Origin of the sequence: Nostoc sp. (assembly GCF_036916985.1) — a bacterium.
Lineage (GTDB): Bacteria > Cyanobacteriota > Cyanobacteriia > Cyanobacteriales > Nostocaceae > Nostoc.
The window spans coordinates 1-11,342 of record NZ_JBALFD010000048.1 but is presented as its reverse complement, the minus strand read 5'-3'; the positions used below and the strand labels follow the sequence as shown (position 1 = coordinate 11,342).

Here is an 11,342-nt window from a genome sequence, read left to right as displayed (position 1 = left end):
GATGATTTTTGCGTCATATCTCATATTCTATAACCCAGTGTGTACCAATTTAAATTCTGATTTTTTGTTTCTACCCCGATTTACCGAGCGGATACAATATTTATCTGTTCTATCTGTCTGGCAGCTTTATCCCAAAGCTTTGCAGAAGCCTCATCTTTCCAATGATTTCTGAGATTTTCTGCTTTTTTATGACTGATTCGTTCTAACATTTCTAGAACTGCGGCTAATGTTAATTGATCAACAATTGCCTCTAAAGACTCCATATATTCTTTTGTCATAACTAACCTCTTGAAAAACAATAAAAGTTAACTTTTTTCTTGGAGAATCGTAAATGTACAATTTTACTGTTGTGCATCACCTAATTATATGGACACGATTAAATACGTTCTCACTGAAAACCAAATGCCAAAAGCTTGGTACAACATCCAAGCTGACTTGCCACAAGCCTTACCACCAGTTTTAAATCCTGCTACTGGTAAGCCAATTACACCAGATGAATTATTACCTTTGTTTCCATTGGCACTGATTGAGCAAGAAGTTAGCCAACAAAGATGGATTGAAATACCAGATGCAGTCCGCTCTATTTATTGCCAGTGGCGACCAACTCCTCTTTATCGTGCCCGTCGTTTAGAACAAGCTTTAGATACACCTGCCAAAATTTACTACAAATATGAGGGTGTTAGCCCCTCTGGAAGCCACAAACCCAATACTGCGGTCGCCCAAGCATACTACAATAAACAAGCTGGAGTCAAAAAGCTAACTACTGAGACGGGAGCCGGACAGTGGGGATCATCTCTAGCTTTTGCTGGTGCGCTATTCGGTTTAGAAGTCTTAGTTTATATGGTAAAGGTTAGCTACCAGCAAAAGCCTTACCGCCGAGCTTTAATGGAAACCTACGGCGCGAGGGTCGTTGCTAGCCCAAGCACTCAAACCCAAGCCGGACGTGAAATTCTTGCACAACATCCCAATAGTAGTGGCAGTTTGGGGATTGCTATTAGTGAAGCTGTAGAAGTAGCTGCTGCTGATGAACAAACTAAGTATGCTTTAGGTAGTGTTCTCAATCATGTACTCCTGCATCAAACCGTGATTGGTCAAGAAGCACTGACTCAATTAGAAATGGCAGGAGATTATCCTGATATTGTTATTGGCTGCACTGGTGGCGGTAGCAACTTTGCCGGAATTGCCTTCCCATTTCTCGGTGCTAAACTGCGAGGAGAACGAGATATACAAGTAATAGCTGTTGAACCTGCTGCTTGTCCATCATTGACTCGTGGAAAATATGCTTACGATTTTGGTGATACTGCCCACTTAACCCCACTTACCAAAATGCATACTTTAGGTAGTAGTTTTGTTCCCGAAGGAATTCATGCTGGAGGCTTACGCTATCACGGTATGGCTCCCCTTGTTAGCCATATTGTGAATTTGGGATTAGTTGAATCACGTGCTGAATACCAACTCGCTTGCTTTGCTGCTGGATTAACTTTTGCCCGCGCAGAAGGGATTTTACCAGCACCAGAAGCTAATCATGCTGTCAAAGCAACAATTGACGAGGCTTTACTCTGTAAACAAGAAGGAAGAAGCAAAACTATCCTGTTCAACCTTTGCGGTCATGGACATTTTGATATGCAAGCTTATATCGATTATCAAGCTGGACGGCTTGTTGATACTGAATATAGTGCAGAAGAAGTAGCAATGGCCCTGGCAGGATTACCTGTAGTTGATTCGTGACCCAACAATTCCCTTTTTCTTTGTGACGCTCGAAACAACCATACAGTCAAACTAACAAGCGATCGCTTGGATCAGGAAGTAAACTGGTACTATGCCGAAACTAAAGAGAGTGCGATTGCTGTCTCTTATACTCACATAATCCTCACCTTGTCTGTACCGTCCATCCTAATGGATCAGTTGCTGACATCTGCTTGGACTTTCGAGAAGACCCCAAGGCCGAACCAGTAGAACTATGGGAACCAGAAGGAGCCACTTATTACAACGGCGAGTTAATTGTGCAACCACAACAGCGGTGGACACAACAACAAAAACTGGAGTTACTTGATTGGCATCCAATGTTTACTGGTAGATGCCCCCAGTGTAGTGCTGAATTTGATCGGGACTGGTCAGCACGGGTGCATTGGGACTGTCAAAATCCAGAGTGCGGATGGATGGATGATACTGTTTAGAGCGTTCATCGCAGACGTTGGCCTAGCAATCGCTCTAACTACTTCCTTGCGCTTAATGCCTGCTGACTTAATTGCATTACAATATTTTGGGGCAATGGATCTATGACAGCATCAGTCGGCAGAGATTTAATAAAAGCTGTTACCTCTTCCCCAGTTTTGTATTTCCCTTCACTCCAAGCATCAGCAATCTGTTTCGCCACTCTATTAGCATCCTCTCGCTGATTATGGGCAGTGACACACTGAATATCATGACCAGTAAATGATATCCAAGTCTGCCAACGTTTCGTAACTGGGTGCTGTACAATGCCTGTAGTCAGTTCATTGTCCTCAAGCACTGATTTTTTCTTTGGGCCACCGAATCCTTTAAACATAGCTGTATTTAGTAAACGCTATTTTAAAATGCCCAAAATCAACACAGCGATCGCTCTAGTAGTCTGCCAAGGTAACTTTGCGTGGTGGCAAGCAGAGAGGCAGAGGTGCGGAGGGGCAAGGGGGAAAGAACTTGTACAAATCTCTCCTCTGCTCCCCTGCTCCCTTGCTCCTCTGCCGACCTCCACCCAGCAATTTTGGGTTGGCGAACTACTAGTAAGCTGCTAACAGGTTTGACTCCATCCAGTTGTGGGCGATAATCTACTGGTTTGTACATTCCCATTAATCACCTTGGAACCCAACCAGCTAAATTTATTTTCTGATTTGACCGTCACACCAGCACGCACAGCAAAGACACTGTTAATGAGTCTTGAGGCGCTGCTGAAGTGGAAATCTCAGATTTTTGAATATCAGCAGAAGGTGAGAGAGAACAAACCACCACAGCAAACGGCGTTATTTGACCTTACCCCTAAGCACTGCGATCCAGACCAAATTGATCCACTCTTACTGCGGCTTGTGCCAATGTCGTTTTATAGGATGCCAGCAAACAGCCCAGGTGATGCGTGTCTCTATTTCATCATTGACTCGGCGGCTGGTTTGATTTTGTATGTGGGGGAAACCTGCCGTAGTAACAAGCGATGACAGGGTATACACGCCTGCAAAGATTACATCGCCAGCTACCAGGATTTACATTATCACTATGGGTTACTCTCCAGCAGTCAACGCCGCATTTTGGTGGGATGCTCCGGTTGATCGACGCGCACGGCAAGAGTTGGAGTTGAGCCTTATTTTGAAGTGGCGCAGTCCATTTAATAAGGAGAACTGGGAGCGCTGGGGGCAACCTTTTGGGTAGGGTGGCTTACTTATGTTTTATGGCGCTACTTTTTCTTTAAACTACTTCCCAGCAGAGAATGCAGGCACTTTAGTCGCTGGAATAGTCATTGGCTCATTGGTTTTTGGATTACGCCCCTCGCGCTCTGAGCGATCGCGTCGCTCGAATGACCCAAACCCAATCAGTGTTACCTTTTCACCATTAGCTACAGCCTCGGTAACAACTGACAAAAAAGCACTAATGACTTCATCGGCTTGCTTTTTTGTGATGTTGGTCTTTGCTGCTACAGCATCCACTAGTTCACCTTTGTTCATAAATCACCCTGAAGTATTGCAAATATTGGAAATCTAGCATTATTACCTCTTATTCATAAAGGGGAAATAAATAATTTTATAGCAACACGCGAAAATTAACATCCTTAAAATTGTTGGGTAAGAGTTTGGGAGAAAACTTCAACCTTGGTTATATAGCAGATTTCATCGATATCACCAACTAGGAAGTACTCTGTTTACCCGTTGTTAGCCACCATCCCTCGATAAATTTAGTTCGCCAAAAACATTGATATCAAATGTAAATTCAATATCAATGTAGTTCTTGCGATATCCTGTGGGCAAAGGTGCAAAAGGTGCAGCTCGCTGTATCGCATTCATTGCTACTTCATCAGTTACACGAAATCCAGAGGTTTGTACAATATTGAGATTGTTAACTTCACCTGAACGATTAACAGTGAAGTTAAGCACCGTTCGCCGATTAGACTGGCTCATTCCTGGTAGCCACTGCTGCTGAACGCGTTGCTTTAATTTGTTTAAGTAAGAGGTGAGGTCTACATCTTGACTGCTGGCATCAACACCAGAAGTCCCAATGCGATCGCGGTTAGAATTAGGCACAGCTGCAAGTTGGTCGGCGCGATAATTCTGACTAGATACACCCACAGTACCACCCAACAAACTTGCCGCACCTGTTTTTGGAGATGACTGAGCTTGAGTCGGTGTTTGCCCACTGAATCCAACTCTCGACTGCCTTAACTTCTTGGGATTCCTGGGTACTGGTAGTGTCGTAACTCTTTCAAATGCTGTTTTTCCCAACTGGGCTGGCTGTGGTCTAGTCACGGGTGCTACTGCAATTTTCTTAGAATTAAGTATTTGTGCCGTGGTCGAAGGTGCTGAAGGTATTTGTTTTGGGTTAAGTACTAAAGGTGTTGTCAAAGGTGCTGTTTTCAGATGCAAAGCTCGCTGTGCCGTAGTAATCGGTGCTACTGCAATTTTTTGAGAGTTAGGTACTTGCGCTGTAGTTACAGGTACTGAAGGTATTTGCTTTGGATTGGGTGCTGTTTTAAAAAATGGAACTGGCAGTGGTGTGGTCATTGGTACTACTACAATTTTTTGAGAGTTAGGTACTTGTGTCTTGCTTGTAGATGCTGATGACGTTTTTGGAGATTTGAATTGCGGTTGTTGATCAAATCGATTTGGTAATTCCGTTTTCTGCTGCTGCCGTTCTGTCTGGAATACCTTGAGAGGAGATGAGGCTGTTAAGTCAAAAGAACGCTCGTTATCGGCTTTCTGTCCTACCAGATTCGCTGACTTCACCACAGAAATAGGTCTTTTTGGCAAAGCTTTACCGCCAGCAAGAGAATTTTTGGTAGCCCTCAATGAGGAAGGAGAAGTTATGTCTGTTTTCTGAGGAGGAACTTCAACTATCTCAATTGGAATCTCTTGGCTAATTTCTTGCTTTGGCTCATGCATCAAAGCTCTGTACCAATATTTGCTCCCCACTAAAAAAATAGAGTGTAGCACGATAGAAGTAACTACACCTTGGAGCATATCGAGAGGGCGCACACTCCGATGGTACAGAAATTTATCAAATGAAGCCATGTGTGTGATTGTACTTTCTTTAATAGCATCCTCAGCAGTCTATTTATAGAGTACAAGTTTCTGTTATTTTCGGTTGTCTATAATTCCTCGCACAAGCAGGGAGGCTCTTGAGGTAAGGGAAGAGAAAGAAACAAGTATATAAGTAATCTATTTCAGTATTAAAAAATACGCTTACTTATCTCTTTACTCCCCCCAGCAAGAACTGCCTATTTCACGAGGATCTCACTTTTTCGCGTTGCTCCCCTGGCTATCTTGTATCTAAGACTACCTAAAAATTCTGCGGTGGGAGTGGCTGTCTTTGGCTCTTTGGAACATTAACTACGTTTAAAGCTTTGGCAATTGCAATAACGTCATTATCCAATATTTGAGCTTTAGGATTGCCAGGACAACTGATGTCTTGCGACTGTTGATCGGCTAACTTAATGGTAGTTGTTGTACCAAAAGAAACAGATTTTACGCAACTTTGTTGAACTGGTAAATTAGATAAAGGTTCAGCAATCTTCACGTCACGAAAGAACTTTTTTGTGAGTTTTTGGGACAATTTCCCCTGATGAGAGCCTTTGCCATCAACATAATTAACTTCTCCAGTCGGTGATACGTAAATCCGGTATCCAATCGTATTTGTAGAACCACTGTTGACGATAATTGCAACGTTTAAGGGTACAAGTGCCATTGATGATTGAGACGAACAAAGAAAAAATGATGCACCTGCTAACCCCAGTAAGCTCTGAGAGAAAATCCGATTCATATAATAAATTTCCTCATTTATGAGTTTTGATTGTCAAAATTTTATCATTATTATTCATCTGAATAAATTTCTTTCATTTCCTTACTTTAGACAGGCTTTCCAGTTTAAAAATTTAGTCATACTTTTGTTATAAGTTTGTCATAATTGCGTTAAGTTAATATGAAATAATTAAAATTTTTACCTTATTTCTTAGTGTAAGTTGGGTTATTGCCTTGCCTGCTTAATAGGTTTTAGGAACTTGTGTAAAGAGCTTGGTCATTTCATAACCAAGCTCTTTTGTATGCGGTGTCTACGACGGGCTATTTGGTGTGGCTTGGGTTTGCTCTCTACGAGACGCTGCACCAACGCTTACCGCAGAGCAAGTAAAAATTCAAATTTTAGTGATGAAGACGAGCTTGACGCTCACGTAATTCACGAGCCTTTTGTTCACGAGCTTGGCGCTCACGCAATTCACGGGCTTTTTGTTCACGAGCTTGGCGTTCACGTAATTCACGAGCCTTTTGTTCACGAACCTGCTGTTCATGCAATTGACGCTCACGAATTAGTTTAGCGTTATTAAAAGCAATCGTATTAGTATTTAAATGTTCATTGCGAAAATTCACAACAGAAGCATTAGCATGAGTTGAAAGAGCAGCAATTGAAACAGAAGCTAATAAACCACCAAGAAGAAGAGATTTTAAGCGGTTCATATATCCTTTAATCCTTGTTTTACTTAACTTGTATATTGTCAATATATTCTGCATAATCAAGAAAAGATATCTAGCAAATGTCACCACTTAAACATGACTAAAGTCACTAAGCGCGTCATCACTCCCCATCCCTAACTTCGAGTTGATAAATCCTTATTGATGGGTGTTCGTCTATCATCCACCAGGACTCAAGGTCGGAGTTAGTGTCCACACTCCACCTTGATAGTCCTTGGTATCTTTTGAGTCGTTTGCCAGAAGTGGTGACAGAAGCTAATCCCTTTTAGTATCAGTCATGGTGTTGGGGGTGGGTGATAGCTCTGAACAAATTCAAGCGAGTCAAAGTTATACCTCAAGAGCGATCGCCCGATAGTATCTGCTTTCAACTGGAGCTTAATTCTTCCAGTAGATGAGAAAAATCATTAAAAATGCATATACTGCAATTATCAAGTAATGAATTAATAAGCCCCTAGTTTTAGACCTACTAGGAGCTTTTTTATTTATTATTCATTGGATTTAGTGGGTATATCACAAGAAGTAACAGCGTTCATCCTCAAGGCTATTAATAATTGGTTCTGTTAGTAGATGGAATGTCAATGTTGGGATTGGTATCGTGTATTTGTCGATGAAAAACATCTATCGAATTAAAACAATGAATATTCTTGCTTGGATTGTTTTAGGTCTAATTGCTGGTGCTATTGCAAAGGCTATCTACCCCGGTCATCAAGGTGGCGGAATTCTCGGAACAATCTTATTAGGAATTATTGGTGCTTTTGTTGGTGGTAGTCTGGGTATATTCTTCAGTACAGGAACCTTGACATTAGCTGCCCCCACACTCAGCATTCCTGGTATTGCAGTAGCGGTTCTTGGCGCAATTGTCGCTGTTTTCTTGTGGAACTTGCTAAATCGCCGCAGTGCAATCTAAGAAATTAAATTGGAATCAATTAATCGTAAAAATCTCTTAACTCATTTCACTATGTTTTCTCCCTGAATTCAAGTAACAGAATAGCGTCTGCCTGGATTTAGGTTGGCGCTATTCTTTTGTTAGCGGGTGATGTCTGCGACGGGCAACTCTTGGAAACGCTGCGCGTAGCAAGCAAGATCCACGAAGTGGATCGCCCTCATAAAATACAAGCGAACGCGAGTAGCGTCTTGTAGAGAGGAAACGAAAGCAACGGGGAAGCGATGTCTACTTTGAGGGGCTGCGACGCTCCTGCATCGCTAACGCTGCGCTATCGGTGTCGCTTTTAGTAGTATGCACTTGATGTCTAGCCCAATCTAGACTATGGCTAGTGAAGTGTCGCCCTCTTTCTTAGAGGAAATCTAAAGGAAGCAAAGCGTAGGCGTAGCCCGTCGCAGACATCGCCGCCATCACATGCTCCCGTATATTTCTCCGATTAATTTGGAATTTTTAATTAATAAAATTAGTCTAATTTCGAGCAATAAATTTGAAATCCACTGTTACTTTTAACTATCAAGCAATTACCATCAACATTATTTCTATTGATAAAATTTCTATCTAGATTGCTATTGCTGATTCTAAATAAAATTGTTATTAACAAGCCTGTGCATACAGATATCAATATTATTAGGACAAGATTAATTAAGTTTTTATAAGAAGATTTTCGGCTAGAATCTCCTAATTTTGATTGAAGACAGACAGTTTTTGGCGACCAGAAATGCTCATCAAAATCATAGTAGCTCATTTTTCTTCTTTAAACCAAGAGAATTACCGATTATTAGGAGTTCCTAAATAACATTTATAGAAATAGGAAAAACCATAAATTTATCGGAATTATCAGATGCTTATGGAAAGCCGATATCCCAATATATTTTAGATTATTTAGTTTCTACCTCACATTATTAAAACTCTTTTATTGAAAAAAATATTCTTACAAAAGTCACAAATATATCCATGACTAAAGTCACTGTTCAAGCATACATAATATATAAATATAAAAATTCTTACCCAAAAAATAAAATCCTCTGGCAATAGGCGATCGCCCTAGTAGTCTGCCAAGGTAACTTTGCGTGGTGGCAAGCAGAGAGGCAGAGGTGCGGAGGGGCAAGGGGGAAAGAACTTGTACAAATCTCTCCTCTGCTCCCCTGCTCCCTTGCTCCTCTGCCGACCTCCACCCAGCAATTTTGGGTTGGCTAACTACTAGCATCTGTGCTGAATACAAGCGTTCACGAATAGCGTCTCGTTGGCGCAGCCTAAGAAGAGAAGAGAGGAAATACGAAAAAGAGCGATGGCGTAGCTGATCGCCTTCAATATCATGACCCAATAATTGGCGATCGCTATCAAGTGGGTGTTCCGCCATCATACCCAAACAATAAAATCCCCACACTTGAGGCAGGGAATAAGGCTAACTCTATAGCTTTAATACAAATGTACTATAAAGGTTGACACGAAGCAAGTAATGTCTAGGACAAGGCGATCGCACAACCAAGAGACATAATCTAACACTAATAAGAATTTAACCTACGTAAGCAGCACAGTTAGTTATCATCCTGTTGTGTTTTTAGCTCGGAATGCAAACTGACTTTTCTGCAATTCATTATGCCACTCTTGTTCAAAGGCACAATTCCTAAAAAAATACTCTAATTCAACTTCTTCTATTGGCGAATCTTGAGGATACCCTGTTAGTTGGAGAAGTTTTTGAGCGGTTATTGGTTCTTGAGCTTGATTAGACCACAAAAAAGCTTCAAAAGGAATATCAGTCCAGTCTTGAGGATGGTAAAAAGAATATGTAATGAACCAATGAGTACAAGTTTCAGCTACAGAATAGTAAGCATGAGCAGAAAGTGGAAAAAGGATTAGGTTATCCCAGTTATTTGTACCTCGCCAATCGTTATCGTAATCAAATCGTGTAATGTAGTCTCCACTATACTTGGTGCTATCTGTGTCTTGATAGTGAATAGGAGCGTGATATAAAGCTAAAGCTAAAGCTAAATCAGTGGTGGATTGAGCAATTAGTTTTGTCTCGGTTAAAATACTAATTACTATTGCTACAAGCAGTCCAAAAGCCACAAGAAAAAATTTTTTGGAACTCATTCAGTTTCACCTTTGCTCATCAACAAGATTCAGTATAAAAGCCAATATTTAAGAATTGGTAATGACTCAGGTGATTCGTGCGATTATAAAGTTAAGATTTGTGTTGATACTCAATTATTAGCGAGATGATTATGAATAAGAGACTTTCAATTCAAAAAATCTATTTCATAACAAAAAATTCCCTGAAGTTTTCTTTATTGACAATATTCTCAACAATCGTGATTTGGCAGCACCCAGCTTTTGCTTGGAATAAGGCTGGACACATGGTTTCAGGAGCGATCGCTTACAGGGAACTCTCGCAGAATCATCAAGAAGTAATTGAGAAAATGGTTGCCATTTTGAAGGAACACCCCGAATACTCTAAATTTGAGCAGCAGTGGAAGTCTCTTAATCAGTCTAATATTTCTGCTGAAAATAAAAATTTGTATTTGTTTATGTGGGCGGCAAAATGGGCAGATGAAGCCCGTGGCAATCAAACATTTGATCACCCTACTTGGCACTACATAAATTTTCCTTATCAACCAAGCAATGCCTCAAACTCAATTCCTCGTGAAATTCCAGGTGAAGAAAATATTATATTTGCTTTTCAAAAAAATCTTGATATTATTCAAAGTAATACTACCAACAGCGAAAAAGCAGTTGCAATATGCTGGTTATTCCATTTGATAGGAGATGTGCATCAGCCATTGCATACTACCAAATTAATAACTAACCAGTATAAAGAACCAGAAGGTGATAGAGGTGGTACACGTTTTTATATTAGAGTTAACCCAGATAGTCAAACAATTAGTTTGCATAAATTCTGGGATGACCTCATACTAGGCTCAGAAAACTTTCAAACTGTTCGCAACACCGCAACCAAGATAAGAGCCGACTATCAACGCAGTAAATTGCCAGAATTAAGAGAGACTCAATTTAATAATTGGGCAAAATTAGAGAGTTTTAATATCGCAAAACAAAAGGCATATCTCAATGGCAAGCTTTCTGGCAGCACTGACAAGAATAATGGAAAGCTTTTACCGCCAAATTATGCTGCTACCGCCAAACCAATAGCAGAACGCCGGATGAGCTTGGCAGGCTACCGTCTAGCTGATGTGCTTAATAAGCTGTTCGGCAAGTGATAAAAGATATACAATCTCTTTTGTTCTCCACCTACATGATGTGGGTGGTTTTTGATTTTACTAGAGCGATTACCACACTTTGAGAGCGATCGCTTCGCTACTTTCTCCATCCCCAGATTTCCTTGCTCAACATACCATCACCAGCAACCAGTCTGTCGGCTGCCAGGGAAGAAGCTAAAAGTCGCGGATGCCGTCTATGATGCGTTAGCTTAGGCTGACTTCTATCGTTTGTAATGCCAGCTTCAAGATTATTCGTTTTTTGCGTAAAGCACGAGACTTGAGGTGAATAGTATTATATAACGGTATTTACTATGGATAAACCGGGGACAACACTAAAAGTCTCCTATATAATTTACTTCTATCAAAAACTGCTCTAGCTTTCGTCTAGGGCAGTTTTATATTGCATGGTAGAAGCGTTCGTTATTACCTGGGTTCATGCGCCAATTTCAAGAAAAGATTTCGACACACCTGGAAGGAACAGGT

Annotated in this window: 16 protein-coding genes; 7 read left to right on the top strand and 9 right to left on the bottom strand. The window is 40.9% G+C overall.

What is annotated here, in order from left to right; translation table 11 throughout:
- Nucleotides 1–80: 80 nt before the first annotated feature.
- Nucleotides 81–278 (bottom strand): hypothetical protein, encoded by a 198-nt coding sequence (locus V7L07_RS16950; protein ID WP_335059700.1) that lies wholly within the window; start codon nt 276–278, stop codon nt 81–83.
- A gap of 88 nt (nt 279–366) precedes the next feature.
- On the opposite strand from V7L07_RS16950, the gene V7L07_RS16945 reads away from it, so the two are divergent.
- On the top strand, nt 367–1,728 hold the full coding sequence (locus V7L07_RS16945) for a TrpB-like pyridoxal phosphate-dependent enzyme (protein WP_335059698.1): 1,362 nt from the start codon (nt 367–369) through the stop codon (nt 1,726–1,728).
- Between the two features lie 191 nt (nt 1,729–1,919).
- On the top strand, nt 1,920–2,177 hold the full coding sequence (locus tag V7L07_RS16940) for a hypothetical protein (protein ID WP_335059696.1): 258 nt from the start codon (nt 1,920–1,922) through the stop codon (nt 2,175–2,177).
- Between the two features lie 38 nt (nt 2,178–2,215).
- On the opposite strand, the gene V7L07_RS16935 is transcribed toward V7L07_RS16940, so the two are convergent.
- Both V7L07_RS16935 and V7L07_RS16930 read right to left on the bottom strand, forming a co-directional pair.
- Nucleotides 2,216–2,548 carry a hypothetical protein gene (locus V7L07_RS16935; protein WP_335059695.1) on the bottom strand — a complete coding sequence of 111 codons (333 nt, stop codon included), beginning with the start codon at nt 2,546–2,548 and terminating at the stop codon, nt 2,216–2,218.
- 38 nt (nt 2,549–2,586) lie between these two features.
- Nucleotides 2,587–2,823: a hypothetical protein gene (locus tag V7L07_RS16930; RefSeq protein WP_335059693.1), complete on the bottom strand. Its 237-nt coding sequence runs from the start codon at nt 2,821–2,823 to the stop codon at nt 2,587–2,589.
- 14 nt (nt 2,824–2,837) lie between these two features.
- Here V7L07_RS16930 and V7L07_RS16925 point away from each other — a divergent pair, with 14 nt between their 5' ends.
- Together V7L07_RS16925 and V7L07_RS16920 are read left to right on the top strand one after the other, a co-directional pair.
- On the top strand, nt 2,838–3,188 hold the full coding sequence (locus V7L07_RS16925) for a hypothetical protein (RefSeq protein ID WP_335059692.1): 351 nt from the start codon (nt 2,838–2,840) through the stop codon (nt 3,186–3,188).
- 58 nt (nt 3,189–3,246) lie between these two features.
- A complete protein-coding gene (locus V7L07_RS16920; protein WP_335059690.1) occupies nt 3,247–3,399 on the top strand; it encodes a hypothetical protein in 153 nt (50 codons plus the stop codon).
- 41 nt (nt 3,400–3,440) lie between these two features.
- Here the strand turns inward: V7L07_RS16920 and V7L07_RS16915 are convergent, their stop codons facing one another.
- The 4 genes from V7L07_RS16915 to V7L07_RS16900 all read right to left on the bottom strand — a co-directional run bounded on the left by V7L07_RS16915 (nt 3,441) and on the right by V7L07_RS16900 (nt 6,686).
- Nucleotides 3,441–3,692, bottom strand: a complete 252-nt coding sequence (locus V7L07_RS16915) for an HU family DNA-binding protein (protein WP_335059688.1) — start codon at nt 3,690–3,692, stop codon at nt 3,441–3,443.
- A gap of 204 nt (nt 3,693–3,896) precedes the next feature.
- The gene (locus tag V7L07_RS16910) at nt 3,897–5,249 is read right to left on the bottom strand and encodes an energy transducer TonB (protein WP_335059686.1); all 1,353 of its coding nucleotides are present in this window, start codon (nt 5,247–5,249) and stop codon (nt 3,897–3,899) included.
- 268 nt (nt 5,250–5,517) lie between these two features.
- Nucleotides 5,518–5,997 (bottom strand): hypothetical protein, encoded by a 480-nt coding sequence (locus V7L07_RS16905; protein ID WP_335059684.1) that lies wholly within the window; start codon nt 5,995–5,997, stop codon nt 5,518–5,520.
- Nucleotides 5,998–6,374: 377 nt separating this feature from the next.
- On the bottom strand, nt 6,375–6,686 hold the full coding sequence (locus tag V7L07_RS16900; protein ID WP_179069684.1) for a hypothetical protein: 312 nt from the start codon (nt 6,684–6,686) through the stop codon (nt 6,375–6,377).
- Nucleotides 6,687–7,335: 649 nt separating this feature from the next.
- Between V7L07_RS16900 and V7L07_RS16895 the strand changes: the two genes are divergently transcribed.
- Entirely contained in the window at nt 7,336–7,608 is a 273-nt protein-coding gene (locus V7L07_RS16895; protein ID WP_179069685.1) for a GlsB/YeaQ/YmgE family stress response membrane protein, read from the top strand.
- A 1,000-nt stretch (nt 7,609–8,608) separates the two neighbouring features.
- Here V7L07_RS16895 and V7L07_RS16890 read toward each other — a convergent pair.
- Both V7L07_RS16890 and V7L07_RS16885 read right to left on the bottom strand, forming a co-directional pair.
- Complete coding sequence (locus tag V7L07_RS16890) at nt 8,609–9,007, bottom strand: hypothetical protein (protein ID WP_335059681.1); 399 nt, start codon at nt 9,005–9,007, stop codon at nt 8,609–8,611.
- 182 nt (nt 9,008–9,189) lie between these two features.
- The gene (locus tag V7L07_RS16885) at nt 9,190–9,738 is read right to left on the bottom strand and encodes a nuclease A inhibitor family protein (protein ID WP_335059679.1); all 549 of its coding nucleotides are present in this window, start codon (nt 9,736–9,738) and stop codon (nt 9,190–9,192) included.
- A 218-nt stretch (nt 9,739–9,956) separates the two neighbouring features.
- On the opposite strand from V7L07_RS16885, the gene V7L07_RS16880 reads away from it, so the two are divergent.
- Together V7L07_RS16880 and V7L07_RS16875 are read left to right on the top strand one after the other, a co-directional pair.
- Nucleotides 9,957–10,859, top strand: coding sequence for a S1/P1 nuclease (locus V7L07_RS16880; RefSeq protein ID WP_335059677.1), 903 nt, complete (start codon nt 9,957–9,959; stop codon nt 10,857–10,859).
- A 51-nt stretch (nt 10,860–10,910) separates the two neighbouring features.
- Nucleotides 10,911–11,072, top strand: a complete 162-nt coding sequence (locus V7L07_RS16875; protein WP_335059675.1) for a hypothetical protein — start codon at nt 10,911–10,913, stop codon at nt 11,070–11,072.
- The last annotated feature ends 270 nt before the right edge of the window (nt 11,073–11,342 follow it).